Consider the following 26,258-nt stretch of genomic DNA (forward strand, 5'->3'; position numbering starts at 1 on the left):
GTTCCGTTCCGATGATCTGTCAGGTCCGTTCGGCTTCACCCGCACCCCGTCGGCGGAAACGCGTCGGGGAATCCGGTCGAGGAAATGCGGAAGAAGGGCGGGGGCGCGCCGATCGCCTTCCGGGCCGGCTCCGAGCGCGACCGCGGAAGCTGACAGACATTCCTTCTCCGGGATGTGGGGACGCCCTTTCCGGTGCTCTACTCTCCCCATGTCCGACATGCGAAAGAGCCATGGCCTCCCGGTCGATCCGGCCGACCTCCCCTACGCGTTCGCCGACGCCTTCAACGCCCGGGACGTCGCCCTGCTCGACCAACTCTTCGTCCCCGAGGGGATGCACGTGCGGCAGCCGGGCAGCACCTCGTCCGGGGCGGAACGGCGCGCCGCGCTCCCGGTGGTGGTCCGCGACCGGGTACCCATCAGGGTGGAGCTGCGCCACGTCTACGTGGTGGGCGACACGGCCCTGTTGATCAACGACTACGTCCACGACGGCCCCGGGGCCGACGGCCACCACGTGCACGTCGAGGGCACCGCCACGGACATCGCCCGCCGGGGCGGCGACGGGGTCTGGCGCTACGTGATCTCCAACCCCTCCGGCACCTCCTGACCGGACCCCGCGCACGGGGGCGGGCCGGCCCCGCGGCCGGGGCCGGCCCGAGCTCACTCGAACGACATCCGGACGGTGCCGTTGCCGACGTCCGTCGCGGGGAGCCGTTCCAGCGTGATGCCGAACCGCTTCCCGTAGACCTCGCGCACCTCCGCCTCGTCGAGGAGGCGGCGGGTGTACCGCTCGTCGCCCACCACCTCGGTGAACCGGTCGCCCTTCAGCGTGACGCGTCCCCCGTCCGTCGGCAGCGAGCAGAACAGGTTCTGGAGGAACGGGGAGTCCGGTGCCGTCCGGTACCACCACAGCGTGGGGCCGAAGTCCGCCACGGAGCAGGGCACGTCGTACACCCGGTACTGGAGCGCGCCGTTCGCGCTCACGTCCGAGCCGCCGTCGGCGGCCGGCACGATCCGGTACTCGCCGTGCGGGTCGGTCTGCGGGTCCCGCGTCCCCAGGTCCAGCGGGAAGCGGCTGTTGCGTCCGAAGCCGACGTCCACCAGCCAAGCGCGCCCCTCCAAACGCACCTTCAGCGCCAGGTGGCACAGCGGGGCCGTCAACTCGCCCTTGATCCAGACCCGGCCTGGCATCAGGGAGACCTCGTAGCCGAGCGCCGTCAGCAAGTGGGAGAGCGCCGGGTTGAGCTCGTAGCACCCCCCTCCGCGGCGCTCGATCACGACCTTGTCGACGGAGCGTTCGTCCATGTGGATCTCTTCGCCGAGGTGGTACCCGAGGTTCTCGAAGGGCACCGAGTACAGGTGGCGCGACTGGATTCCGCGCAGCCCCTCCAGGTCGGCGGTGGCGGGGCGCTGCGCGGCGATGCGGTCGAGATAGGCCGTGACCATGGAATCGGCGAGCATGTGGACGGTCCTCCTACGGGTGAGTGGCGAATCGGGGGAAGAGCGCGGCGGCGTTGCCGAACTCGATGCACTCCCGTTCCCGCGCGGTGAACCCGCCGCGGTCGACGACGTGACGACTGCCCGCGGCGGAGAACGACTCGGGCATGAACGGGAAGTCCGAGCCGACGAGCAGCCGCTCGACCCCGGCGAAGGCGCGCACCGAGGGGAAGGCGTGCGGATCGCCGATCATGGCCGTGTCGCCGTAGAGGCGCCGCAGGTAGCCGACGGGGTCCTCGGGCAGCCGCTCGGCGAGGTCGGCGCGGATCAACGGACCGCAGGCCAGCCGGGCCGCGTAGTAGGCGATGCCGCCGCCTCCGTGGGAGAGGATGACGCGCAGCCCGGGATGGCGGTCCAGGGTGCGGTGGTAGAGGAGCTGCGCGGCCAGCCGCACCGTCTCGAACGGGAACTCGCAGAGCGACAGGGGCAGGTCGAACGAGGGCTGCGCCACGGGGGGAGCCGTCGGGTGGACGAAGAGCGGCGTGCCGCGACGGGCGGCCTCCGCGTGGAAGGCGTCCAGCGCGGGATCACCGACGTACACCCCGCCGTAGTTGGTCACCAGCGCGGCGCCGTCCAGCCCCAACACGTCAGCACTGTAGGTGAGTTCCGCGATCGATTCGTCCACGTGCGGCAGCGGCAGCACGGCGAAGGCCCCCAGCCGACCGGGGTGCGCGGCGACCAGTTCGGCGAGGAACTCGTTGACCCGCCGGGCGAACCGGGCGCCGATGGCCGGGTCCACGGCGGGCACTCCGGGCCAGACGTTGACCACCGCGGCCCGGATGCCCTGGCGGTCCATCATGTCGAGGCTGGTCCCGATGTGCCACGCCGGCCGGTCGACGCCCGGCAGCGTGGACGCGAACCCGAGTCTCCTCAGCTCCGAGACGTAGAATTCCGGAAGGACGTGGTGGTGCACGTCGATGGCCCGCGCCCAGGCCGGACCCGGATCCGTCGAATCCCCGGAAACCGCCATGTCGTTCGTCTCCATGACATCCCCTGAAAGGCATTGCCCGGTTCGACCGGGCACTTCGGCGCAACGCTACGCATTCCGTCGAAGGGCGTCACAGGGCAAGCGGTGAGTTTGTCACCTCGTTCTTCCCCGAGCCGCATTTTCGATTGCCGGTGCCACGGAGTTGACACTTGTTCCGGAGACGTGTGGATGTCCTCCTTCGGGCCGCATACCTTTCGATCGGAGCTGTCGTATCCGAACGCCGTGCGCCGCTCCGCCCGGAACGTTCGCGCGGCGAGGACCTGAAATGAGTCACCATGGACAGTCGTGCAGTCGCAGCAGTCCGTGCCGGTGGCGCGGTCGGAATCCTCGGCACCGGTTCCTGCGTGCCCGGCAACGTCGTGACCAACGACGACGTCGGAGCCCGGGCCGGAGTGACGGACGCATGGATACGGGAGCGGACCGCCATCCGCGAACGCCGGTGGGCCAAGGCGGACGAGGCCACCTCCGACCTGGCGGTGGTGGCCGGCCGTAGGGCGCTGGACCGGGCCGGGGTGAGCGCCGCCGACGTCTGCCTCGTGCTCGTCGCGACCTCCACGCCGGACTCGCCGCAGCCCCCGACCGCCGTGGCGGTGGCCGCCGAACTGGGCGTGCCGGCCGGTGTCCCCGCCTTCGACCTGAACGCGGTGTGCAGCGGCTTCGTCTTCGCCCTGACCACGGCCGAACGACTGATCAGGAACACCAGGGGCCACGCCCTCGTCATCGGCGCCGACATCTACTCCCGCACGCTCGACCCCACCGACCGGCGCACCGTGGTGCTCTTCGGCGACGGCGCCGGAGCGGTGGTCCTCGGACCGGTCCGGGGCGGCGGGGTCCTCGCGACCCGGCTCGCCAGCTTCCCCGAGCAACGGGACCTGATCCGGGTGCCCGCCGGCGGCTCCCGGACGCCCGCCACCACGGCCACCCTCGCACAGGGGCTCCACTACTTCGCGATGGACGGGCGGGCGGTGCGCCGCTTCGTCGAGACACGGGTCGGCCCCCTGCTGCGGACCTTCCTGGACACCCACCTCGGGACGTCCGGCGCGGCGCCCGTGCACTTCGTGCCGCACCAGGCCAACGGCAGGCTCACGGCGGCGCTCGCCGCGGAACTCGGCTTCCCGCCCGAGCGGACCCACTCCACGGTCGAGCAGTACGGCAACACCGGCGCGGCCTCCGTGGCGGTCACCCTGGACCGCGCCGCCGCCCGCCTGCGCCCGGGGGACCGGGTCGTCCTCGCGGGATTCGGCGGCGGCATGTCCGCCGCATTCGCCCTCGTCGAATGGTGAGCCCACGGACACCGGAACGCACCGCCGCACCACGCGACCTGACGAATCCACCGGCCGTTTCCTTGTGGGCCCGAAGCGCTCCGGAGAGGATTTCGCCATGACTCCAGGAAAAGGAAAGTCCCCCCTCTTCGAAGTGAGCGTCACCTCCCGCGTCGCCCGGTCGGCCGATTTCGCCTATTCCGTGGTGAGTGATCTCCCGCGCTGCCACGAATGGAGCGCGGAATGCACCGGCGGCACCTGGATCCGCGGTGAACCCGCGGCCATCGGCTCGGTATTCCTCGGCCACAACTTCCGGAACACCGACGTGGTTTCCTGGGCTCCGGTGGTCCGGGGGACGTGGACCACGACGGCCCGGGTGGTGGCGGCCGAGCCGGCCCGCCGCTTCGCCTGGGCGATGTGCACCCGGGACGGCCGCGTCCAGGACAGCGTCTGGAGCTACGCCCTGCGCCCCGCCGAGGGCGGGACCGCACTCACCCACCACTTCCGGATGGGCGAACCGACCGAGGGCATCCGGGGCATCACCGCCGGCATGACCGATGACGAGCGCACCAGGTTCTCCGCGGAGTGGCACGAGAAGCTCCGCGCCGACATGACCGCCACGCTCGACCGCCTCACCACGGTGATCGAAGGCGCCTGACGCACCGCCCGAACCGTCCACCCGCCACCGGCAGATCGAGGTCGACGCATGTTCCTCCAGCGCATGGGAAACCGTGGCATCAGGCTGGGCACCCTCTTCGAGCGCGCAGCCTCCCGGCACCCGGCGAACGTCCTGCTCCTCGACCGGGAACTGGACATCGCCCCGGGCCGCGGGCGCATCATGACCGTGACCGAGGTCGCCGACCTCGTGGACGACTTCGGCTCCCGGTTGTGGCGGGCGGGCGCGCGGCCGGGCGACCACGTCGTGGTCCACAAGCGCAACGCGTTCGACATCACCCTCCTCGCGATCGCCGCCGCGCGGATCGGCGCCGTGCCCGTCCTGCTCTCCCCGCACCTCGACGGCGGGACCGTCACCGCGCTGCTGCGCCGGGTCGAGCGCCCGTTCCTGATCACCGACGCGGAGAAGCTGACCGGGGAACTCCCCCCGGAGGTGCACGCGCTCAGCCGCCGGGTGCTGCTGGCCTCCGGCACCGCCGAACACGCCACCCCGCTCGCCGAACTGGCCGGCGCGCCGCGGATACCTGCCATGGCGATGCCGCCCGAGCACCCGACCCTGGTCACCCACACCTCGGGGACCACCGGACTGCCCAAGCTCGCCGTGCACAGCTCCTTCGGCCTGGAGGCCCGCTACCGGCCGCAGTCCCTGGCCACCGCCTTCCTGCGCCGGCGCGAACCCGTCGCCATCCACGTGTCGTTCGTGCACTCGCGGCTGTTCACCGCGCTCGCCATCGCCCTGCTCAGGGGCTTCCCCGTGCTGCTGCTCGCCGACGCCGAGCCGCGCCGCACCGCCGCGCTGTTCGCCACGCTGCGGCCGGCCGTCCTGGAGGCCCATCCCAACACCTACCTGAGCTGGGAGGAGATGGCGGACGACCCGCTGCAACCCCTGGCCAACGTCAAGCTCTTCAGCAGCACCTTCGACGCGCTGCACCCGCGCACGGTGCGGACCCTGATCGGGGCCTCCCGCCGACGCTCGGCCCGCTTCGGCCAGATCTACGGGCAGAGCGAGATCGGCCCCAGCGTGGCCCGGTCCTACGGCAGGCACCGCTCGCCCGACGCCGACGGGCGCTGCGTCGGCATGCCCTTCCCGGGCATGACCAGGGTGCGGGTGGTCAGCCGCGACGGCCGGCGGCCCACCGCCGCCTCCCCGGGACACATCGAGATCAGCAGCGACGGACGCATCCGCACCTACCTGGGCGAGCAACAGCGCTTCGACGGACAGGCCGCCGAGGAGTGGTGGCGGATGGGCGACCTGGGCTACCGCACCCGCTGGGGCTGTCTGCACCTCACGGACCGCGAAGTGGACGAGATCCCGGGCTTCGGCAGCACCCTCACGGTGGAGGACCGGCTGCTGACCCGGCTCCCGGAGCTGTCCGAGGTGGTGATCGTCCCCGTCGACGGGGGTCCGCCCCGCCCGGTCGTGTGCACCGCGGACGACCGGCCGCTGGACGGGGCCGCCTGGCGCGCCGCCGTGGTGGACCTGCCACGGATGACCGCTCCGGTGCACTGGCGACGGGCGGACCTCCCGAAGACCGGCACGACCAAGGTCAGGCGGCTGGAACTGGCCCGCCTCCTCGCCGACCGCGACCCCGGGCAGGACCCGCGATGACGGAGATCGTGGTCGCGGGCGCCGGCATCGGCGGCCTCGCCGCGGCCCTCGGCCTCGCCGCCGCGGGGCACCGGGTGGTCGTCTGCGAGCGCAACGCGGACTTCACCGAACTCGGCGCCGGCATCCAGCTCGCCCCCAACGGACTGCACGCCCTCGCCGCCCTGGGGCTCTCCGACGAGGTCCGCCGGATCGCCGTGCCCGTCGGGGAACTCCGCTTCATGGACGGGGTGTCCGGCGCGCACGTCGTCAGCATGCCCCTGGACGAGCGCTACCGCGCCCGCTTCGGCAACCCCTACGTCGTGGTGCACCGGGGGGAGCTCTACCGGCTGTTGTTGGACGCCTGCCGGGGCGAGCGCCGGATCGTGCTGCGGCCGGCGAGCCCGGTGCACGGCTACGCACCGGAGGGCGACCGGGTACGGGTGCGGCTGGGGACGGGGCGGGAACTGGTGGCGGACGCGCTCATCGGCGCCGACGGACTGCACTCGACGGTGCGCGCACAACTCGTCGGTGACGGGGAACCGCGCACCGCCGGCATCACGGTCTACCGCTCGATCGTGCCCGTGGAGCGCGTGCCCGGGGAGCTGCGCAGCCGCTCCGTCACCTGGTGGGCGGGGCCGGGCCGGCACTTCGTGCACTATCCGATCGCCGGCGGGCGCTACCTCAACCTGGCCCCCAGCGCGGAGAACCGGCCGGCCGGGACCTTCTCCGGACGCCCGGTGGCGGCCTCCGAGGTCCAGGAGGAGTTCGCCGCCCTGTGCCCCGGGGCCCGCCGGTTGCTCCGCCTCGGGACCGAGTGGCGGGCCTGGGTCCTGGTCGACCGGGAACCCGTGGCGGTCTGGACCGACGGCCGGGTGGCCCTGCTCGGCGACGCGGCCCACCCGATGCTGCACTACGCGGCGCAGGGGGCCTGTCTGGCCCTGGAGGACGCCGTGGTCCTCGCCGGGCTGTTGCGCTGCGCGCCCGAGCGGATCGGCGCCCGCCTGCTCCGCTACAACGCGGTGCGCCGGGGGCGCACCGCGCGGGTGCACCGGCTGGCACGTGCCAGCATCGGGCTCTGGCACGCCCGGGACGAGGCGGCGAGGGCCCGCAACGCGGCGCTGGGCGCGATGTCGGCGGGCGACCTCCACACGTACGTGGCCTGGTTGCACGGGGAACGGGACTTCGACACCGGGGGAGGAGGCGAACCGGAACCCGGGGGAGCGGCGCGCCGCGCGGTCGCGGCCGCCGACGCCGAGTGACCGGCCCGCCGGGCCGCACCCCGGCGGGCCGGTGGGGACCGCGCGCCGGACCGTCGTCCGACGCGCGGAAGCCACTACGGGCCCGGAACGTGCGGTGCGCCCCGCTCAGGCCGTCCGTCCGCGCCCCTGCCCCACCGGCTCGGGACGCACGGGGGACGGGTGTTCGCCCTCGCTCCGGTCCCCCCGGGAGGGGGCGCCGCCGCGGCGCACCCCGCCGGCCGCTTTGAGGGTCGGGAACTGTCTGCGCAACTGCTCGTTGAGGCCGTGCAGTCGGGTGGCGTCGCAGCTGGGCGGCGAGTGGAGGACCCGGGGCGCCCCGTCGTCCGTGCCGAAGTCCACGAGCTTGAGGAGCCGCAGGGCCTCCCGCTCGTTGCCGTACTTGGCCAGGTGGTAGCCGAGGCAGGACAGGACGCGCCCGCCCAGACAGCGGTCGTCCGCGAGGGCGGAGGCGCGCAGGGCGCCCAGCAGGTAGCGCTGGGCGCGGGCGTACTGGTCCTGCTCCTCCGCCAACCACCCGGCGAGCTGGGCGAGTTCGGCGATGGCCCGGTACAGGCGACGCCCGGACGGCACGTCGTAGGCGGTCTTCGCGGCGAGTTGGAGCGCCCACCGCAGTTCGTGCACCACGAGGTTCAGCGCCAGGGAGCGGTTCCGCGTGATGTCCAGGGTCGGCAACCGGCCGATGCGGTCCGTGAACACGTCGAGGATCTCGGCCGTGAGCTCGACCCCTTCGGTTCGGGCGGAGCCGGGATGGACCTCCGCGGTCAGCCATCCCACGGCGAGGGAGACCAGCACGGAGCCGGGCACCGGTTCGCCGGGCGAGGGGGCGGTGCCGTCGGGGATGCCCACGTCCTGTTCGACCAGCGGCGCGAGGATGCGGTCCACGTGCTCACCCCGCCACGGCGGCCCCAGCCCGGGATCGTCGAACCCGACGGGCGCCGGGGATTCGTGCTCCGGCCATATCTGGCTGACAACGATCACCCTGCCCAGGTGTTCCGACAGCACTATGGCGACGAACTCGGACACCTGGCCCCGGGGAAACGCCCCCTTGGTCCAGCCGTAGGGCGCCTTGAGACTGACGGTTCCCCTGCCGTAGCGCCGGTTGATTTCACGTGCCAGACGCTCGGGCGACCAATGCAGGCTCTTGAGGAGAACCGCGAGCTCGGATCTTTGCACACTGATTCCTCTTTCCCTGTGAATTCCTGCCGAACACCTGTGCCAATGCCGCTGCCCTTCGACATCGCTGTACACGTCCAGTATTGCTGTTGGGCTTCGACGACAGGTTCGGATCAAGCCGTTCACCGAGCGGGCGACCGCGGGGTGGGGGAAGTGCGCCCACAGCGATACCACCCTCCGAGGAGGGTGGTATCGCCCTTCATGGCCGGGAGCCTACTTGTGACCCCAGGAACCCATGTGCAGCACTTCCTTCTTCCAGACGTCCTTGAAGTTCGGCACTCCCTCGGTGGTGAAAACCGAGATGACGGAGCGCTGATAGCTGTTCTCCGTCACTGCCCGCAGCAGTGAGTGCGCGAGGTCGATGCGCGCGGTGTAGAGGCCGGGGGACTCGGGGGGCGCGAAGCGGTAATTGCTGACCGTGTCGGTGTTGTAGAGCGCGGACGGCCGGATGACGGTCCACTCCAGGTCCGTCGCCGCGACGATCCGCTCCATGCGGACCATGTCCTCGTACAGGGTCCGCCCCAGGGTGGTCAGGATCGGGAAGACCAGCCTGCGGTAGGCGAACCGCTCGTACAGCGGCTTCTCGCCGCCCGCCCGACCGGAGTAGGCGCCCAGCATGCGCGAGGTCACGCAGACCAGTCGCTTGACCCCGTGCTCGGCCATCCCGTCCGTGATGTGGGTGATGCCCTGGGACATGACCGTCACCGGGCGCTGGGTGTACGCCACGCCGAGGATCGAGGCCACCGCGTCCTGGCCGGCCACCGCCGCCCGTACGGCCTCCCGGTCGTAGGCGTCCGCCTCCACGACGCGCAACTGGGGGTCCGCCAGGGGGAAGGCGTCCGGGCGCCGCACGGCGGCGGTCACCGTGTGGCCTGCGTCGAGCGCCATCTGCACGAGGTGGCGTCCGGTCGAGCTGTTCGCTCCGAATACAGCGAGCTTCACGTGGTTCTCCGACTTGGATGAGGTGCTGGCTGGGCGTGCGGGTGCCGTCGGGTCAGGGCTTGACGGCGGTGTAGAGGGCGAACGGCGGGTTGGCGACGAAGGGGGCCCAGTACCCCTTCTCGGACATGCCGGCCAGGTGGCCGGGGGCGCGGTTGGGCAGCCGCTGCACGTCCACGAAGCCCGCCTTCTCCAGCGCCGTCTCGGTGGTTCCGGCGGGCCAGAAGAAGCCGTCGAAGCCCACGTGGGGCTCGACGTCCATCTCGATGTGGACCACCTGGCGGTCGCCGTGCTTCTCCTTGGGGGTGAGGGAGAGGCCGTAGCGCGGGTAGACGGACATGCCCTCCAGGTCGATGTCCGGGTTGGCGCACAGGGCCACCAGGGTCCCGCCGGAGACCAGGTTCTGGGCGCAGCGGGCGGCCATCTCCCGGTACTCGTCGGCGTCCTTGGCGTGGACGAAGGCCCAGATGGGCGCGACCACGTCGAACTCGCCGAGGACCGGCAACTCGGCCGCGTCGACCGCCTGGTAGGTGATCCCGAGGGGCTGCTCCTCCTCGATCGTCCGGGCCACGTCGACCATGCTCTGTTCCAGGTCGACCCCGACGACCCGGGAGGCCCCCAGGCGCTTGAATATGCGCGAGTAGTAGCCGGTGCCGCAGGCCACGTCCAGCACCCGCTTGCCGGTCAGGTCGGGCAGGCCGGAGAGCAGGGTCTCCCGCTCGGCGAAGGCGTAGGGGAGGTTCTTGACGTTGTCGTACTGACTGCTCGACGCCTGGTACTGCTCGCTGATCCGGTCGTGGTGGGCGCTCTTCTGCATGGGGACTGCCTTCCTGGGTAGCGGATGTCGTCCGGTGTGCCGGAAACGGAACGGACGGGGGCTCAGCTGAGGATCTTCCGGACCTTGCGCGACACCCAGTCGCCGACGGTCACGGTGTCGAACCGCTCGATCGAGGACGAGTCGGTGAACGGCCGCATGGGTTGGATGGTGGCGTCGTGGTTGGGGAGGTAGAAGAAGGGGATGGTGAGGCGGGAGGTGGTGTCGTGGGTGGGTGGGTTGGTGACGCGGTGCATGGTGGAGACCCAGCGTCCGCCGGTCCAGAGGGCCATGAGGTCGCCGATGTTGACGACGAGGCTGTGGGGGACGGCGGGGATGTCGCGCCAGGTGTTGGTTCCTTGGCGGACTTGGAGTCCGGTGCGGTCGTGTTGTTGGTGGAGGATGGTGAGGCTGCCGAAGTCGGTGTGGGGGCCTCGGCGGAGTTGGCCGGGGAGGGGCGGTCGGTGTTGTGGGGGGTAGTAGTTGGCGGCGATGGATGAGCCGTGGTGGTCGAACTTGTCTTCGAAGTGGTTTTCGGGGAGGTCGAGGGCGCGGGCGAACAGGCGCATGAGGTCGGCGGCGAGTTCGGTCATGGCGGCGAGGTAGGCGTGCCAGGTCTCGCGGAACCCCTCCGGCCGCCGCGGCCAGGTGTTCCGGTGCGTCCAACTGGCCCACTCGCCGCCGAGTCGGCTGCGTTGTTCCTCGTCGAGTTCGCCGGTGACGTGTGCGGCGAAGGTCTCGCACAGGTCCGGCGGAGTCTCCTGGTCCAGGCTGCGGGCCAGGGTCCCGCCCGCCCGGCGGTAGCCGGACACGCCAGGTCGAGCGGCGACCGCGTCCTTTTCCGCGTCGGGAAGCTCGAAGAAGTCGTTGGTCGAGGTGAACATGCGGTCGACGAGTTCCTGCTCCACGCCGTGGTCGACGACGACGAAGAACCCGGACGTGCGCAGTGCGTTGCCGATGGCCTCGGCGAGCGACGCGCGCCCGCGGGGGGTGCCTTTGGAGGAAAGGTCGATGACCGGAACGAATCCATCGGTCACGGTGACGGTCGATCGGTCACTGCTCACGATTTCCCTTTCTGTCGGGCGACCCATTTCGACACTAGGTCGTCCATGGGTCGCTCGCCACGCTCCGTTGCTGAATCTGTCAACTCATGTGGTGGGAGGGTGAATTAATCTCTTGATTTCTTGATGCTTTTGACCGGCGGCGGCATCGGGAATTCGTTCCGGCGGGCCGCCGCGGCACGGGCTGCGAATTGCAGGGGCGGGCGGGTGGTGCCGGTCTTCTTTTGTCAGGAGGCCCCGGAGAACAGCTTCCGCAGCTTGCGGGACATCCACTCGCCGGCGATGACCCCGCCGCCGCCCTCCGCTCCGAGGAGGTCGCCCGCCACGGACGTGTACATGGGTTGGATGGTGGCGTCGTGGTTGGGGAGGTAGAAGAAGGGGATGGTGAGGCGGGAGGTGGTGTCGTGGGTGGGTGGGTTGGTGACGCGGTGCATGGTGGAGACCCAGCGTCCGCCGGTCCAGAGGGCCATGAGGTCGCCGATGTTGACGACGAGGCTGTGGGGGACGGCGGGGATGTCGCGCCAGGTGTTGGTTCCTTGGCGGACTTGGAGTCCGGTGCGGTCGTGTTGTTGGTGGAGGATGGTGAGGCTGCCGAAGTCGGTGTGGGGGCCTCGGCGGAGTTGGCCGGGGAGGGGCGGTCGGTGTTGTGGGGGGTAGTAGTTGGCGGCGATGGATGAGCCGTGGTGGTCGAACTTGTCTTCGAAGTGGATTTCGGGGAGGTCGAGGGCGCGGGCGAACAGGCGCATGAGGTCGGCGGCGAGTTCGGTCATGGCGGCGAGGTAGGCGTGCCAGGTCTCGCGGAACCCCTCCGGCCGCCGCGGCCAGACGTTCGCCAGGGTCCAGGTGGCCCACCGGTCGCCGAGTCGGCTGCGTTGTTCCTCGTCGAGTTCGCCGGTGACGTGGGCGGCGAAGGTCTCGCACAGGTCCGGCGGGGCCTGCTGGTCCAGGCTGCGCGCGGTGCTGTCGGCCTGCCGACGGAAGCCGGAGACGCCCGGCCGGTGCGCCGACCGGTCCTTCTCCTGCGCGGGCAGTTCGAAGAACTCGCGGGTCACCGCGAACATGCGGTCGACGAGTTCCTGCTCCACGCCGTGGCCGACGACCACGAAGAACCCGGAACCGACGCACGCCCGGTCGATCGCCGCGGCGATCGCCCGCCGCCCCGGTTCGGTCCGCCTGGTGGACAGGTCGATGACGGGGACGAAGCCGTCGGAGACCTCGGTGGTCACCCCGGTGCCGGACATTCCCGTGCTCCTCTCCTCGTTGCCGGGTGCGGCTAGTTCGACGTCTGGGCGGCCGGAGTGGACCGGGGTGTGCGTCCGCTGTTGCGGGAGAGCAGTCCGACCAGGACCGCGCCGCCGACCAGGATGCCGAAGGCGACCCAGAGGGCCACCGCGTATCCGTGCACGGTGGCGGCGTGGACGTCCTCGGTCCGGTTCCCCCGGTCGGCGAGGTAGGCGGTCGTGACGGTGGTGGCGATGGAGTTGAGCAGGGCGGTGCCGAAGGCGGCGCCCACCTGCTGCACCGTGTTGTAGGCCGCGGAGGCGACCCCCGCCTCGTCGCGGTCCAGCTCCGCGGTCGCCCGGTTGGTGGCCACCGCGAGCAGGCAGCCCAGGCCGATCCCCGTCAGGACCATGGCGGGGATCAGGTACAGCGGGAGCACCCCGGTGCTGTCCACCTCCAGTTGGGTGAGCACCAGCATGCCGAGGGCGGAGGAGAGCAGGCTCCCCGAGATCAGCGTGCTCGGGGCGAGTCGGCGCTGGAGCGCCGCGGCGATCACCATCGCGCCCACGGTGGTGCTGACGGCGTTGACGAGCAGCGTCAGGCTCGCCTTCACCGGCGAGTAGCCGAGGACGGTCTGGGTGTAGTAGCTGACGAAGAGGTAGAAGCCGAACATCGCCAGGTACATCACGAAGACGGAGAGGAAGGCCACCGCCCGCGTCCGGTGCAGGACGATGTGGAGCGGCAGCAGTGCGCGGGGCGACCTGGCCTCCGTCAGCACGAACAGGACGAGCAGCACGGTGCCGACCGCGAGCAGGGCCAGCACCCGGGGGTCGCCCCAACCGTGCGGCTCGGCCTGGGAGAAGCCGTAGACGAGGGCGACCAGGCCGGACGCGCTCAGCAGCACCCCCGGGATGTCCAGGTGGCGCAGGTCCCCGGTGGGCCGGTCGCGCATCAGGAACGGCACCCCGGCCAGGGCGATCAGGGCCAGGGGGACGTTGATGTAGAGGCACCAGCGCCAGTTCGCGTACTCGGTGAGCAGCCCGCCGGCGAAGACCCCGAGCGCCGCCCCGCCGGCGCCGACCCCGGCGAAGACGCCGAAGGCCCTCCCGCGTTCCTTGGGGTCGGTGAAGGTGAGGATCAGCAGGGACAGCGCTGCCGGTGCCAGCAGCGCGGCGAAGACGCCCTGTCCGGCCCGGGCGGCGAACAGGACGGCCGCGCTGTCGGTCGCGCCGCCGAGCCCCGAGGCGATGGCGAAGCCGATCAGGCCGATGACGAAGGAACGGTGGTGGCTCAGGGCGCTGCTGACCCGTCCGCCGAGGAGGAGGAGGCCGCCGAAGGCCAGGGCGTACGCCGTGATCGCCCAGTGCCGGTCGGTGTCCGTCACGCCGAGGTCGTGCTGGATCGAGGGCAGGGCGATGTTCACGATGGTCGCGTCCAGGACGACCGTCAGTTGGGCGAGGCTGATGACGGAGAGGGCCCACCAGCGCTTCGAGGGCCGTTTCGCCGTCGCGGGGACGTCCTGCCGGGTTTGTGTCACGATCACTCACACTATGGTCGGGAGACTCGAACGTTGGTCTAGTGAGTGCCCGACTCTACTACAGCTCCCCGCCCGGGGCCGGGGAACCGAGGGCCGGGAATGAGCCGTCTTGCGCGACAAGTAGGGCTGTGACGAGGGGAGTTGGTGAATGCCCGGGAACGGCGCGCGGCGCGGGCCAGGGGGGCGGAGGGCTTGGGAGGGGGAGCGCACGGTGCCCGTGCGCCGGTGTGAACGCCGGCCCTCGGGGCGGAGGCCGGGGCGGAGACCGGGTCCGGTCGTGCAAGACTCGCAGGGTTCGATGAGGCGTCGGCGGGCCACCTGCACCCGCGGACGACCGGGATGCGGAGGTGGCCGGAGATGAGCACGGAGAGTCGAGCGGGGGCGAGGGGCCGGAACGTGTGGCTCAGACCCTCGCGCAGCGCGGGCCAGGAGCCGCCGCTCACCCGGGAGCGCATCGTCGCGGCGGCCGTCGCCCTGCTGGACGAGGAGGGCATGGGCCGTCTGACGATGCGTCGCCTGGCCGAGCGGCTCCAGGCGGGCGCCACCACCCTCTACTGGCACGTGGCGACGAAGGACGACGTCATCGACCTCGCGATCGACGAGATCTTCGGCGAGTCCAGGGTGCCGGACCGGCACTCCGACGACCCGCGGGCCGACATCACCGTGCTGGTCAACGACTGGCGCCGGGCGATGCTGCGGCACCCCTGGGCGGCCGAGGTGCCCTCGCGGCAGCGACCGCTCATGGGCCCGAACTTCCTCGCCTGGATGGAGTTCCTCCAGTCGGCCCTGGTGCGCGCGGGATTGAGGGGAAAGCGACTCAACGCCGCGACCTGGGCGCTGTACAACCACGTCATGGGGGCCACCGCCACCCAGTCCAGCATGCAGTTCTCCGCCGAGGAGACCCGTCTGGGCCAGGAGTACCTGCGGAGCCGGCGGGACCGGTTCCCCACCGTCGCGGCCAACAACTACATCGCCGACGACGACTGGGACACCAACTTCGAGATCGGGTTGAACTTCCTGCTCGACGGCATGGAGGCGGCCGCACGGGGCTGAGGCGCCCCCGTCCCCGACCGCCCTACGCGCCGCCCCCGCCCGAGGGCCCCGCGTCCGCCAGTTCGGCGATGACCTGGGCGTGGCAGGGCAGCGGGAGGCACCAGCAGCCGAGGCGGTGACCGCGCAGGTCCGGGAGGAGGGCCAGCAGGTCGGGGCGGGACAGCAGGTGCGCCCGGTACTTGACGAGCATCTCCTCGCGGGTGAGGTCCGGACCGGGGTGGTAGGGGCTGGCCAGCGGGGAGGCGGCCAGGTGCCAGCCGCCCCGGTGCACGGCCCGGCCCACGTAGACGACGTCCTCGTACCCGGGGTCGTCCCGGTGGCCCTTCAGGTTCACGACCGTGGTGCGCTTCACGTACGCCATGGTGCCGCGCCGGCGTGCGGTCGGCATCCGCACGGGCGCGGGTCAGCCGAGCACCAGGACGGTGGCGATCCCCGGTCCGATCGCCCCGCCCAACTGGTACACCAGGGTGAACAGGCCGATCGCGGTGGGGCGCAACGACTCGGGGGCGGAGTGCGCGGCGTGCACCGACAGGGCCGCGTTGGCGGAGGTCGCGGTGCAGACGGAGGCACCGGCCACCACCAGCAGCAGCCACGCGGAGCCGCTGAGCGTCGCCGTGGTCAGGGCGGCGGCGGTCACCGCGAGCAGTGCCAGCCGGATCGCGGTGCGGCTCGCCCGGTGGGCCACCGCGGTCAGCGCCCAGGTCAGCGCCGACCCCGTGACCAGGGCGACGAGTTGGCCGGTGCCGATCGACGGGGTCGACCAACCGGCCCGGTCGGAGATCAGGCGGGGCACCGCGAACAGCAGCACGAAGTACTGGACCGAGCAGAGCGCGATCAGGGCGCAGGAGGCGACGAAGGTCCGGCTGCGCAGCACCGCCCGCGGTACGAAGCCGTCCGGGCGCCGTCGGACGTGGTGGGCGAGCAGGGCCAGGAACGCCGCCCCGGCGCCCAGGGCGGGGGCCGGGGCCACCGGCACCAGGGCCAGCGAGGAGGCCAACGCGGCCAACAGCAGCGCCCCGCGCCCGTCGAACGGGTCGGTCGCCGTCGGTGCGGGGCGGGCGTACCGGAGGACGGCGGGCACGGCGAGCAGGGGGAGGGCCGAGACGGCGAGCGCCAGTCGCCAGGAGACGGCGTCCGACAGATGGGCGCCGGCCAGCGGTCCGGCCGCGCCGAGCGCCCCGAAGCCGGCGGTGAGCGCGCCCATGCGCCGGGTGGTGCCGGCGAGGCCCATCGCCACGGTGACCATGCCGGCGCCGCCGGCGCCCTGGGCGGCCCGTCCGACGAGGGCGAGCGGCAGCCAGGGGGCCACCGCGAGCAGCGCCGTGCCGGCGGCCAGGAGCGCGGTGCTCAGGAACAGCGCGGTGCGCATCCCGCGGCGCCGCAGCAGTCCGGCGATCAGGGGGGTGCCGACCGCCATCGCCACCGCGAAGGTGGTGGCGAGCCAGGCGGCGGACCGGACGTCGGTGTCGAAGGCGGCGGCGATGTCGGGGAGCGTCAGCACCAGGACGTTGGCGCCGACGGCGGTGGGGGCGGCGAGGAGGACGAGCCAGAGGACGGGGGCCGGGCCGCGGGGCTGGGGCGCGGCGGGCGGCAGGAGGCGGGCGGCCCGTCGTGCGGGCGGGCGGGTCTGCCTGGACATGGTCAGCGGCCCCATTCTCTTAAGATTGGGAATCTCAATATTAAGAGAAAACCGGTTTCGCTTTCCCGGTGTCAAGCCGTCGTGTTGGGATGACCCGTGCGCCCCGTCGATCGACGGGGGCGGGAGCGGCGGTCGGGCCCGGGCGGGCCGGGCGGGCGGAAGGGACGGGCATGACGGACTGGGTCGACGGGGTCATCGGGCAGTGGGGGCGGGAGCGTCCCGACCTGGAGGGGGCCCTCGATCCGATCGAGGTCCTGGTGCGCGTACAGCGCCTGCACCGCCTGCTGGAGCGGGAGCTCAAGTCCTTCTTCGCCGAACACGACCTGGAGCCCGGCGAGTTCGACGTACTGGCCTCGCTGCGCCGGTCCGGCCCGCCCTACGCGCTGACCGCCGGGGCGTTCCTCAAGGTGTCCATGGTGACCTCGGGGGCGATCACCAACCGGATCGACCGGATGGAGGCCAAGGGGCTGGTGGAGCGGGTCCGGGACGTCGGCGACCGACGCACCGTCCGCATCCGGCTCACCGACCGCGGGCTCCGGCTGACCGACCGGGTGCTGCCCGCGCACCTCGACAACTACGCGCGGCTGCTCGCGCCGTTGGAGCCGGCCGAGCGGGACCGGGTGGCCGCCGCGCTGCGCACCCTCCTGGAGGCCCACGGGGACACCGCGCCGCCCCTGGGGTGACCCCGCTCGGACGGCGGCGCCGTTGCGTGTGCTGCACGTGACGCGGGCGTGACGACTGACGGTTCGTCATGTCGGGAGTGTGGCCGCCGCGTGAAAAGCGTGCAGGGCCCTTGTGGGACACCGGGCGGGCGAACAATCATTCCTCGGGCAGCCGTTTGACATGACCCTGTCGCGTCTGTCCCGTCCCTCCGGACGGTTCGTCGTCCCCGTCCCGCGCACCCCGGTGCCGGCGGCGCGGCCGGCCGACCGCACGCGCACCACCCCACTCGGCTCCATCGATGAGGAGGAACCCTCGGATGGCACTGCACCACGATGCCGGGCACCGCACCCCCGACCCCGCGCGGCGCAGAACGCTCGGCACCCTGGGAGCCGTCGCCGCGGCGGCCCTCGCCCTCGGCGGCCTCACCGCACCCGCGGCCACCGCGGCACCCGAACCGGCGCAAGGGCGCATCCTGAACGCCGGCGCTCCCGGCACGATCGACGACAGCTACCTGGTGACCCTGCGGCCCGGTGAGGCCCGCGCCGGTTCGGCGGCCGGCAAGGCGCTCGCCCGCGAGTACGGGGCGACGATCGAACGCACCTACTCCAAGGCGCTCAACGGCTACGCGGTCAACCTGACCGAGGCCCAGGCCAAGCGGTTCGCCGCCGACCCGGCGGTGGCCAGCGTCTCGCAGAACCGCACCTTCACCACCACCGCGACCCAGGTCAACCCGCCCTCCTGGGGCCTGGACCGGATCGACCAGCGCAACCTGCCGCTGGACGGCAAGTACACCTATCCGGACGCGGCCGGACAGGGCGTCACCGTGTACGTCGTCGACACCGGCGTGCGCGTCTCGCACAGCGACTTCGGCGGCCGGGCCGCCGACGGCTACGACGCCATCGACAACGACAACGTCGCCCAGGACGGTCACGGCCACGGCACCCACGTCGCCGGCACCGTCGCGGGAACCGCGCACGGGGTCGCCAAGAAGGCCAAGGTCGTGGGCGTCCGGGTGCTCAACAACTCCGGCTCCGGCACCACCGCACAGGTCGTCGCGGGCATCGACTGGGTCGCCCGCAACGCCGTCAAGCCCGCGGTGGCCAACCTGAGCCTCGGCGGCGGCCCGGACGCCACCCTCGACGCGGCGGTGCGCGGCGCCATCGCCTCCGGCGTGACCTTCGCGGTGGCGGCCGGCAACTCCAACGCCAACGCCTCGAACTACTCCCCGGCCCGGGTCGGCGAGGCCCTCACCGTGGGCTCCACCACCAACACCGACGCCCGCTCCTCCTTCTCCAACTACGGCTCGGTGGTGGACCTGTTCGCGCCGGGCAGCTCGATCACCTCCGCCTGGAACACCAACGACACGGCCACCAGCACCATCTCGGGCACCTCGATGGCCAGCCCGCACGTGGCGGGCGCCGCCGCGCTGTACCTCCAGGCCAACCCGACGGCCACGCCCGCCCAGGTCTCCGCCGCCCTGGTCTCCGCCGCCACCCCCGGGGTGGTCACCAACCCGGGCACCGGCTCGCCCAACCGCCTGCTGTACGTGGGCGGCGGCACCACCAACCCGCCCGGCCCGCGGTTCCAGAACCTCGACGACCACCCGATCGCGGACCACGCCACCGCCGAGTCGCCGATCGCGGTCAGCGGGGTGAGCGGCAACGCACCGGCCTCCCTCGGGGTCGAGGTGGCCGTCCAGCACACCTACATCGGCGACCTCCAGGTCCAGTTGGTCGCGCCGGACGGCACCGCCTACACCCTGAAGGCGTACGGGGACGGCGGTTCCGCCGACAACATCAACACCACCTACGCGGTGAACGCCTCCGCCGAGGTCGCCAACGGCACCTGGAAGCTCCGGGTCAGCGACAACGCCTCCGCGGACGTCGGCAAGATCGACTCCTGGGCGCTCCAGTTCTGACGCCCGGCCAGCCGGGCGGGCCCGCCCGCTGAACCGTCACCACCCCGGCCCCGTCGCCGGCCCCCGAGGCCGACGGCGGGGCCGGGGCACGCCGCCGACCGGGCGCCACCACGGCCCGCATACGATGCGTGGTCCGTGCACCGTCACGGCAACCCCCGGCGTCCGTCCCACCCCAGGAGCCCCGTTGTCGATACCTCCGCCGCCCGGCCCGGGCGCTCCCGAGCCCGGGAACCAGGGCGGCAACCCGTTCGCGCCCCCGGGGCCCCCGCACCCCGCACAGGGACCCACCGGGCCGTACGGTCCGCCGGGGCAGGCGCCCGGCGGACCGTACGGAGCCCACCCCCCGGTGCCCGGCGGGGGGTACGGGACCTGGCCCCCGCCGCACGTTCCGTACGTGCGTCCGCCGGTCAACGGGTTCGCGATCGCGGCGCTGGTCCTCGGCATCCTGTGCGTCCCCCTCGTCGGCCTGGTGTTCGGCGTCCTCGCCCTGCTCCGCATCCACCGGACCGGCGAACGCGGCAAGGGGATGGCGGTCTGGGGCGTCGTGCTGTCCGGCGGGAGCCTGGTCCTCTGGGGGCTCGCCGTCCTCGGGGCCCTCTCGGAGGGGTGGGACGCGGCGTCGGACGCCGCCCGACCGGTGTTCACCGTCGCCACCGGCGAGTGCTTCACGGTCCGGGACGGGGACCTGATCGGCGTCGCCGAGGACGTCGACGAGGAACCGTGCGGCGGCCCGCACGACGGCGAGGCGTTCAGCACCTTCCGGATGGACGACGCCCCCGGGGACCCGTACCCCGGGGAGGAGGCGATCGTCGACCGGGCCGACGCCGAGTGCACCGCGCTGCGCCCCGCGTACGCCATGGACTCCTGGGCGCTCCCCCCGCACGTCGAGGTCTACTACTTCACGCCCACCCGGGAGGGTTGGGAGCTCGGCGACCGTCAGATCACCTGCATGTTCGGGCACGAGGACGCCGGGCAGCAGTTGACCGGGTCGCTGCGCAACGACGGGACGGTGCTCGACCGCGGCCAGCGCGCGTTCCTGGAGGTGGCCCGTCCGGTGGAGGAGGCGTTGTTGGCGCCCCCCGAGGAGACCTACGTCGAGGACGACCTGCCGGGGCACCGGAAGTGGGCCGCCGAGGTCGCCCGGGCCATGGGCCGCCAGGTGACACGGCTGTCCGAAGCGGGGTGGTCGAAGGAGGGGGCCGGGCCCGTGACCGCCTACGCGGAACGGGTCGACGCGGCGCGCTCGGAGTGGGACCGCGCGGCCCGGGCCGAGGACGCGGAGACCTTCTACGTGCACCTCGACACCGCCCTGGAGCTGAGCGACCCCGCCCTGGCGGTGCCCTCCCGGGCGGCCCTGGGGCTCGACACGACCCCGCCCCGGGAGTTGGTCGACGTGCTGGGCGATCCCGAGGGGGCGGCCAGTTCCGACGGTGCGGGCCCGGGGGCCGGGGCCGCGGTCTGAGCCCTCCCCGGCCGGAGTCCTCCGCCATACCCGGGTGAAGCGCTGAGTAACGGCATGTCATCACTTCGAGTGATTCCCTGGCCTTCACTTGCCCCCGGGCACCCACGGTTGCGAACCTGTCGCCGTGCGTGAACCCGATGGGAGGGCCCAGTGGTGTTCGGTGACCAGCCCGCGTACCTGCGGGTCGCGGGTGAGCTGCGCAAGAAGATCGTCGACGGTGTGCTGCCGCCGCACACCCGGCTCCCCTCGCAGGCCAAGATCCGCGAGGAGTACGGGGTGTCCGACACCGTCGCCCTGGAGGCCCGCAAGGTGCTGATGGCGGAGGGCCTGGTCGAGGGGCGGTCCGGCTCGGGGACGTACGTGCGCGAGCGGCCCCGACCCCGGCGCATCGCCCGCTCCGGCTACCGGGCGGCGGACGGGGCGACCTCCTTCACCCAGGAGCAGGCGGACGGTTCCCCGTACGGGGCGTGGGAGTCCCGCAGCGAGCAGTCCGCCGCCGAGGCGGACGTGGCCGGCCGGCTGGGCATCGACCCCGGCGACCGGGTGATGCGCACCCGGTACGTCTACCGCGACGGCTGCGAGCCGCTGATGCTCGCCACCTCCTGGGAGCCGTTGGCCCTCACCGGACGGACGCCCGTGATGCTGCCCGAGGCGGGGCCGCTCCGGGGCACGGGGGTGGTGCGTCGGATGTCGGCGATCGACGTGGTGGTGGACAACGTGACGGAGGAGGTCGGGGCCCGGCCGGGGCAGGCGGACGAACTGCTCGCCCTCGGCGGGGTCCCCGGGCACGTGGTGCTGGAGATCCGCCGGACCTTCTACGCCTCCGGCCGGGCCGTGGAGACGGCTGATCTGGTGGTCCCCGCCGACCGCTACCGGGTGGCCTACCACCTGCCGGTGCGTTAGGTCCCGTCCGCCGTTCGGTTCCGGCCGATCTGACGGCGCGTGGGTGCGGTGCGGGGTGCGGGGAGTTGTGCGCTGATGCGTCGGGGGTGGGGAGTTTTGTGTGGACGCAGGGTGCGGAGCGGCGGCTCCAGGGGTCGTCCAGGACGTTCCGCGGGCGCACCCGGGGGGACGGAGGGTGCGTGCGCCGGCTCGTGCAACGGTCCCCATGGCCGGTTGCACCCCTCTTTGGGGAAAGTCATCACCGCTCGGTGAAGGTCGGGCGTAGGCTCGGGCATATGCGGATTGCGGTTTCCTCGGTGGCCGGGGTACGGAACGGGCCACGGGGAGAAGGGGGAGGGGCGCCATGACCGAGAGCGCGGCCACGATGCCCTGGCTCGTCATACGGGAGGACGACAACGGCAACCGCTATCGCGTGGGCCGGTACGCCACGCGGGCGGAGGCCCAACAGGTCGCCGACCGCCTGCACGCCCGGGAGCAACGCCAGCTCTACTGGGTGGAACGCGTGGCCCCGTAGCCGCCGCCACCGGCTCGATCCCCCGAGTCCCGTAGGCTCCGGGGCGTGGAAGAGCGCGTGGTGGTCGTCGCGGGGGCCCTGTACGACGGTGAGCGGTTGCTGGCCGCGCGGCGCAGCGCTCCGGCGGAGCTGGCGGGCCGCTGGGAGTTGCCCGGAGGCAAGGTCGAACCGGGGGAGCCGCCCGCCGCGGCCCTGGTCCGCGAACTGCGCGAGGAACTCGGCGTGGAGGCCGGGGAGCTGGAGAGGGTGCCCGGCGAGTGGCCGCTGACCCCCGGATACGTCCTTCGGGTGTGGACCGCCCGCCTCCTCGCCGGTGAGCCCCGACCGCTCCAGGACCACGACGAGGTGCGCTGGCTGGGGCCGGACGAGGTGTGGTCCGTCGACTGGCTGGATCAGGACGTGCCCGCGGTGCGGGAAGTGCTCCGGGGGCGCTGAGCGCGGGGCCGTGCACCACATCGCCCTCTTGACGGTATCTTTGCCTGCTCGTTCCGTTCGTCCCCGACACCGGTCGGACGCGGTCGCCGAGGGCGCGTTTCCTCTGGTCCCGGCGTTGTGACAGGGCGCGCAGAACAGCGCAGGGGACATTGCTGTGCGCCCCGGGCGGGCGCCTTTCGCGCTCCCAAGCCATCTGTGCGCCCTGGCCGGGATACTCCCTACCGCATATGGGGTATGTGACCACTAAGCGTGCAAATGCGGACATCCGTGTGCAGGTGGTCAGGGGAGTGTGATGCGGTGTGATCGGGATCGACCGTGAACGGGACTCCCGGGTCCAGGGCGAGCGGGCCGAATGGACCTTCCCCGCCGACCCGGGAGCCGTGCGGGACGCGCGGTCCGCGGTCCGCGACCAACTCGGGCGCTGGGGACTGGAATCCCTCGGTGACCTCACCGTCCTCCTCGTCAGCGAGCTGGTGACCAACTCCCTGCGCCACGCCTCCGGTCCCATCCGGGTGCGGTTGGTCCGGCCGCCGAGGCCTCCCGGCGCCCTGCTGGTCGAGGTCTTCGACCCCCAGCCCGGGGCGCTCCCCGAGCCGCCCCGCGGCCACCACGCCGACGTCGAGGACGAGGGCGGCAGGGGGCTGCGCCTGGTCGCCTCCGCCTCCAGCCGTTGGGGCACGCGTCCCGGCAGATCGGGCAAGACGGTGTGGTTCGAGCTGGCGCTGCCCGGTTAGAAGGGAGAGAGGGCGCCGGCCGGTCCTGGCCGGGCCGAAAACTGTCGGGATCGACCTGTGATCGTGAACACCGTGTTGCGCGGGGCCGTTGTGCTGGATACTGCGGGGCAGCCGTCACCGGTGTCCGGTACCGGGGCGCGGTGAGCTGGAGGGGACGGTTCGCGTGAGCGAGATACCAGCGCAGGCCACGGTGTCCGGTCGTTCGTCGGAGGGTGCGGTGAGTGAGACGCGCGGCGACGCGATGTCGCAGGGCACCCCGCCCGGTTCCCTGTACGACCACCTCAAGGTGGCGTCCTTCTCCGTCGGCCCGGACGGACTGATCGACCAGTGGAGCACCCGCGCCGAACGGCTCTTCGGGGTGCCCGCGTCGGTCGCCGTCGGCAAGGACCCCGTCGAGGCGTTCGTCCCCCCCGAGTTGCGGACCCGTGGGCAACGCGCGATGGCGGAGGTGCTCGACGGCCGCGAGTGGACCGGCACGGTGCCCTTCCGCCTGCCGCCCGCGCCGGAGGACGTCCCTTCCCCGTCCGCACCGGCCCCCCCGGCCCCGTACGCCCGGTACGGGCAACCCGGCCGGGACGGCAGCGGGGTCCGGGGCTCCGGCACCGCCCCGCCGCGGACCCCCGGCGCCGTGCACCGGCCCGCCGCCCCGCCGCGACCGGCCGCCCCCGCCCCCCGCTTCACCGGTGACCACGGCGATCCCCGCAGCGTCGGCATCGCCGAGCTGTACGTCATGCCCACCGAGAACGCCAAGGGCGAACGCACCGCCGTCTGCATCGTCGTCGACGTCCGGGCACTGCGCCGCATCGAGACCGACATCGCCGCCTCGCAGGCGATTTTCGGTCAATCTCCCTTCGGCTTCGTGCTGTTCGGCCCCGATCTGCGGGTGCAGCACGCCAACCAGCCCTTCGCCGCCGCCTTCGGCGGCCGGGCCCCGGACCACCGCGGTCGCACCGTCCACGACTACCTGCCCCGCCGGGAGGCCGACCGGCTGGCCGCCGCCCTGCGCCGCGTCCTGGAGACCGGGGACCCCGTCACCGACATGCAGATCGTCGGACTCGTGCCCGGCTCCAGCGAACGCCGCCACTGGTCCGTCAACCTCTACCGCGTCCACAGCGGCAGCGGCCGACCCATCGGCGTCGCGGGACTCGGCAGCGACGTCACCCGCCGTCACGCCGCGGCCCGCGAGGCCGCCCAGTCCCGCCGCAACCTCGCCCTCCTCAACGAGGCCGGGGCCCGCATCGGCAACTCCCTCGACATCGAGGCCACCGCCCGCGAACTCCTCACCGTCACCGTCCCCGGCTTCTGCGACCTGGCCGCCGTCGACCTCTACCAGGGACTCCTCGACGGCGACGGCACCACCTCCGGACGGCTCAGCGCCACCGACACCGGCAGCGGCAGCGGAGTGCTGCGCCGGGTGGCCTACGCCAGCGCCGTCGCCGACGCCCCGTTCACCGACGGACGCGCCCCGGTCAAGGTGGGCACCACCCACCACTTCGACTTCGCCTCCCCGTTCGCCGACGCGCTGCGCGCCGGCCGCCCCCGCCTGATCGACGGCGAGCCCGGCGGACTCATCCGCTCCACCCTCGCCGTGCCGATGCTCGCCCACGACACCGTCGTCGGGCTGGTGCAGTTCACCCGCGCCAAGGGCAGCGAGCCGTTCACCGAACGGGACCGGGCCGTCGCCGTCGAACTCGCCGCCCGCACCGCCGTGTCCATGGACAACGCCCGGCTGTACCACCGCGAGCACCAGCGCGCCCTGCTCCTCCAACGCTCCCTGCTGCCGCCCGACAAGCCGGTGGCCGCCGGACTCGACATCGCCTGCCGCTACCTGCCCGGCAACGCTTCCAACGAGGTCGGCGGCGACTGGTTCGACGTCATCGAACTGCCCGGCCACCGCACCGCCCTGGTCGTCGGGGACGTGATGGGCCGGGGGCTGCGCGCCGCCGTCGCCATGGGCGAACTGCGCACCGCCGTGCGCACCCTGGCCCTGCTCGACCTCGAACCCGCCGAGGTGCTCGCCGCCCTCGACGAGGTGGCCCGCGGCCTCGGCACGCCCGGCGGGGTCCGCCAGGCCACCCGCACCCCCCGCGACGCCGACCTCTCCGAGGTCTACCTCGCCACCTGCGTCTACGCCGTGTACGACTCGGTCACCCGCCGCTGCACCTTCGCCAACGCCGGCCACCTGCCGCCCGTCATCGTGGAACCCGGCGAGTCCGCGCTGATGCTGGACGTACCGCCCGGCATGCCGCTGGGCGTCGGCGGGGAACCCTTCGAGGAGGTCGAGGTCCAACTCGCCGACGGCGCCCTCCTCGCCCTCTACACCGACGGGCTCGTGGAATCCCGGGACCAGTCGCTCGACGAGGGCCTGCACCACCTCCTCGGCACCCTCACCGAACCGGGCCGCCCCCTGGAGGACGTGTGCGACCACGTCCTCGGCACCCTCGACACCCGGCACGGCGAGGACGACATCGCCCTCGTCATGGCCCGGGTGCAGGGACTGCCCGCCGCCTCCGTGGGCGACTGGTCGCTGCCCCGCGAACCCCAGAGCGTCGGCCGGGCCCGCGAGTACGCCCGCGCCCAACTCGGCTCCTGGGACCTCGACCCGCTGGTCGACACCACCGAACTCCTCGTCAGCGAACTCGTCACCAACGCCCTGCGCTACGGCGAGGGCGAGATCAGACTCCGGCTGCTGCTCGACCGGACCCTGGTCTGCGAGGTGTGGGACGCGGGGCTGGTCCAGCCCCGCCGCCGCCGGGCCCGGGCCACCGACGAGGGCGGCCGGGGGCTGCAACTGGTCGGCCTGCTCTCCGCCGGGTGGGGCGCCCGACGCACCCACCGCGGCAAGACCGTGTGGTTCGAACTCGCGCTGCCCGACGGCGAGGGCACCCAGATCGACGTGGCGGAAGCGCTCATGAGCATGTTCTGA

Annotated in this window: 24 protein-coding genes; 14 read left to right on the forward strand and 10 right to left on the reverse strand. The window is 72.6% G+C overall.

The window, feature by feature from the left end:
• The first annotated feature begins 208 nt into the window (after positions 1 to 208).
• On the forward strand, positions 209 to 604 hold the full coding sequence (locus ACSMX9_RS19920; RefSeq protein ID WP_445395702.1) for a YybH family protein: 396 nt from the start codon (positions 209 to 211) through the stop codon (positions 602 to 604).
• A gap of 53 nt (positions 605 to 657) precedes the next feature.
• Here ACSMX9_RS19920 and ACSMX9_RS19925 read toward each other — a convergent pair whose 3' ends face one another.
• Complete coding sequence (locus ACSMX9_RS19925) at positions 658 to 1,458, reverse strand: arylamine N-acetyltransferase family protein (protein ID WP_445395704.1); 801 nt, start codon at positions 1,456 to 1,458, stop codon at positions 658 to 660.
• A 13-nt stretch (positions 1,459 to 1,471) separates the two neighbouring features.
• Entirely contained in the window at positions 1,472 to 2,479 is a 1,008-nt protein-coding gene (locus ACSMX9_RS19930; protein ID WP_445395706.1) for an amidohydrolase family protein, read from the reverse strand.
• Positions 2,480 to 2,757: 278 nt separating this feature from the next.
• Here ACSMX9_RS19930 and ACSMX9_RS19935 point away from each other — a divergent pair, with 278 nt between their 5' ends.
• From ACSMX9_RS19935 to ACSMX9_RS19950, 4 genes are all read left to right on the forward strand, one after another.
• Positions 2,758 to 3,765 carry a 3-oxoacyl-ACP synthase III family protein gene (locus ACSMX9_RS19935; RefSeq protein WP_445395708.1) on the forward strand — a complete coding sequence of 336 codons (1,008 nt, stop codon included), beginning with the start codon at positions 2,758 to 2,760 and terminating at the stop codon, positions 3,763 to 3,765.
• A 97-nt stretch (positions 3,766 to 3,862) separates the two neighbouring features.
• The gene (locus tag ACSMX9_RS19940) at positions 3,863 to 4,402 is read left to right on the forward strand and encodes an SRPBCC family protein (protein WP_445395710.1); all 540 of its coding nucleotides are present in this window, start codon (positions 3,863 to 3,865) and stop codon (positions 4,400 to 4,402) included.
• A gap of 48 nt (positions 4,403 to 4,450) precedes the next feature.
• Entirely contained in the window at positions 4,451 to 6,028 is a 1,578-nt protein-coding gene (locus ACSMX9_RS19945; RefSeq protein WP_445395712.1) for a class I adenylate-forming enzyme family protein, read from the forward strand.
• Complete coding sequence (locus tag ACSMX9_RS19950) at positions 6,025 to 7,266, forward strand: FAD-dependent monooxygenase (RefSeq protein WP_445395714.1); 1,242 nt, start codon at positions 6,025 to 6,027, stop codon at positions 7,264 to 7,266. The genes ACSMX9_RS19945 and ACSMX9_RS19950 overlap by 4 nt, the downstream gene beginning before the upstream one ends.
• A gap of 105 nt (positions 7,267 to 7,371) precedes the next feature.
• On the opposite strand, the gene ACSMX9_RS19955 is transcribed toward ACSMX9_RS19950, so the two are convergent.
• The 6 genes from ACSMX9_RS19955 to ACSMX9_RS19980 all read right to left on the reverse strand — a co-directional run bounded on the left by ACSMX9_RS19955 (position 7,372) and on the right by ACSMX9_RS19980 (position 14,017).
• Positions 7,372 to 8,439 carry a hypothetical protein gene (locus ACSMX9_RS19955; RefSeq protein ID WP_445395716.1) on the reverse strand — a complete coding sequence of 356 codons (1,068 nt, stop codon included), beginning with the start codon at positions 8,437 to 8,439 and terminating at the stop codon, positions 7,372 to 7,374.
• Between the two features lie 213 nt (positions 8,440 to 8,652).
• Positions 8,653 to 9,381: an NAD(P)-dependent oxidoreductase gene (locus ACSMX9_RS19960; protein WP_366114378.1), complete on the reverse strand. Its 729-nt coding sequence runs from the start codon at positions 9,379 to 9,381 to the stop codon at positions 8,653 to 8,655.
• Positions 9,382 to 9,433: 52 nt separating this feature from the next.
• A complete protein-coding gene (locus tag ACSMX9_RS19965) occupies positions 9,434 to 10,195 on the reverse strand; it encodes a class I SAM-dependent methyltransferase (protein ID WP_351240765.1) in 762 nt (253 codons plus the stop codon).
• Between the two features lie 62 nt (positions 10,196 to 10,257).
• Complete coding sequence (locus ACSMX9_RS19970; protein WP_445395718.1) at positions 10,258 to 11,256, reverse strand: isopenicillin N synthase family dioxygenase; 999 nt, start codon at positions 11,254 to 11,256, stop codon at positions 10,258 to 10,260.
• A gap of 224 nt (positions 11,257 to 11,480) precedes the next feature.
• Positions 11,481 to 12,494, reverse strand: a complete 1,014-nt coding sequence (locus ACSMX9_RS19975; protein ID WP_445395719.1) for an isopenicillin N synthase family dioxygenase — start codon at positions 12,492 to 12,494, stop codon at positions 11,481 to 11,483.
• Between the two features lie 32 nt (positions 12,495 to 12,526).
• A complete protein-coding gene (locus ACSMX9_RS19980) occupies positions 12,527 to 14,017 on the reverse strand; it encodes an MFS transporter (protein ID WP_445395721.1) in 1,491 nt (496 codons plus the stop codon).
• Positions 14,018 to 14,368: 351 nt separating this feature from the next.
• Between ACSMX9_RS19980 and ACSMX9_RS19985 the strand changes: the two genes are divergently transcribed.
• Complete coding sequence (locus tag ACSMX9_RS19985; RefSeq protein ID WP_445395723.1) at positions 14,369 to 15,064, forward strand: TetR/AcrR family transcriptional regulator; 696 nt, start codon at positions 14,369 to 14,371, stop codon at positions 15,062 to 15,064.
• Positions 15,065 to 15,086: 22 nt separating this feature from the next.
• Here the strand turns inward: ACSMX9_RS19985 and ACSMX9_RS19990 are convergent, their stop codons facing one another.
• Both ACSMX9_RS19990 and ACSMX9_RS19995 read right to left on the reverse strand, forming a co-directional pair.
• Positions 15,087 to 15,416, reverse strand: coding sequence for a DUF4326 domain-containing protein (locus ACSMX9_RS19990; RefSeq protein WP_445395725.1), 330 nt, complete (start codon positions 15,414 to 15,416; stop codon positions 15,087 to 15,089).
• A gap of 51 nt (positions 15,417 to 15,467) precedes the next feature.
• Positions 15,468 to 16,703 carry an MFS transporter gene (locus ACSMX9_RS19995; protein ID WP_445395727.1) on the reverse strand — a complete coding sequence of 412 codons (1,236 nt, stop codon included), beginning with the start codon at positions 16,701 to 16,703 and terminating at the stop codon, positions 15,468 to 15,470.
• Between the two features lie 170 nt (positions 16,704 to 16,873).
• Here ACSMX9_RS19995 and ACSMX9_RS20000 point away from each other — a divergent pair, with 170 nt between their 5' ends.
• The 8 genes from ACSMX9_RS20000 to ACSMX9_RS20035 all read left to right on the forward strand — a co-directional run bounded on the left by ACSMX9_RS20000 (position 16,874) and on the right by ACSMX9_RS20035 (position 26,258).
• Positions 16,874 to 17,386 (forward strand): MarR family winged helix-turn-helix transcriptional regulator, encoded by a 513-nt coding sequence (locus ACSMX9_RS20000; protein WP_351240779.1) that lies wholly within the window; start codon positions 16,874 to 16,876, stop codon positions 17,384 to 17,386.
• 296 nt (positions 17,387 to 17,682) lie between these two features.
• A complete protein-coding gene (locus ACSMX9_RS20005; RefSeq protein ID WP_445395729.1) occupies positions 17,683 to 19,284 on the forward strand; it encodes a S8 family peptidase in 1,602 nt (533 codons plus the stop codon).
• 394 nt (positions 19,285 to 19,678) lie between these two features.
• Complete coding sequence (locus tag ACSMX9_RS20010) at positions 19,679 to 20,746, forward strand: DUF4190 domain-containing protein (protein WP_445395731.1); 1,068 nt, start codon at positions 19,679 to 19,681, stop codon at positions 20,744 to 20,746.
• Positions 20,747 to 20,896: 150 nt separating this feature from the next.
• Positions 20,897 to 21,649, forward strand: coding sequence for a GntR family transcriptional regulator (locus ACSMX9_RS20015; protein WP_366114369.1), 753 nt, complete (start codon positions 20,897 to 20,899; stop codon positions 21,647 to 21,649).
• 343 nt (positions 21,650 to 21,992) lie between these two features.
• Positions 21,993 to 22,163: an SPOR domain-containing protein gene (locus ACSMX9_RS20020; protein ID WP_351240787.1), complete on the forward strand. Its 171-nt coding sequence runs from the start codon at positions 21,993 to 21,995 to the stop codon at positions 22,161 to 22,163.
• Between the two features lie 45 nt (positions 22,164 to 22,208).
• The gene (locus ACSMX9_RS20025) at positions 22,209 to 22,598 is read left to right on the forward strand and encodes a (deoxy)nucleoside triphosphate pyrophosphohydrolase (protein ID WP_445395732.1); all 390 of its coding nucleotides are present in this window, start codon (positions 22,209 to 22,211) and stop codon (positions 22,596 to 22,598) included.
• 299 nt (positions 22,599 to 22,897) lie between these two features.
• Entirely contained in the window at positions 22,898 to 23,332 is a 435-nt protein-coding gene (locus ACSMX9_RS20030; protein WP_445395734.1) for an ATP-binding protein, read from the forward strand.
• A 163-nt stretch (positions 23,333 to 23,495) separates the two neighbouring features.
• A complete protein-coding gene (locus ACSMX9_RS20035) occupies positions 23,496 to 26,258 on the forward strand; it encodes a SpoIIE family protein phosphatase (protein ID WP_445395736.1) in 2,763 nt (920 codons plus the stop codon).

The sequence above is a fragment of the Streptomyces sp. LE64 genome (assembly GCF_052606915.1).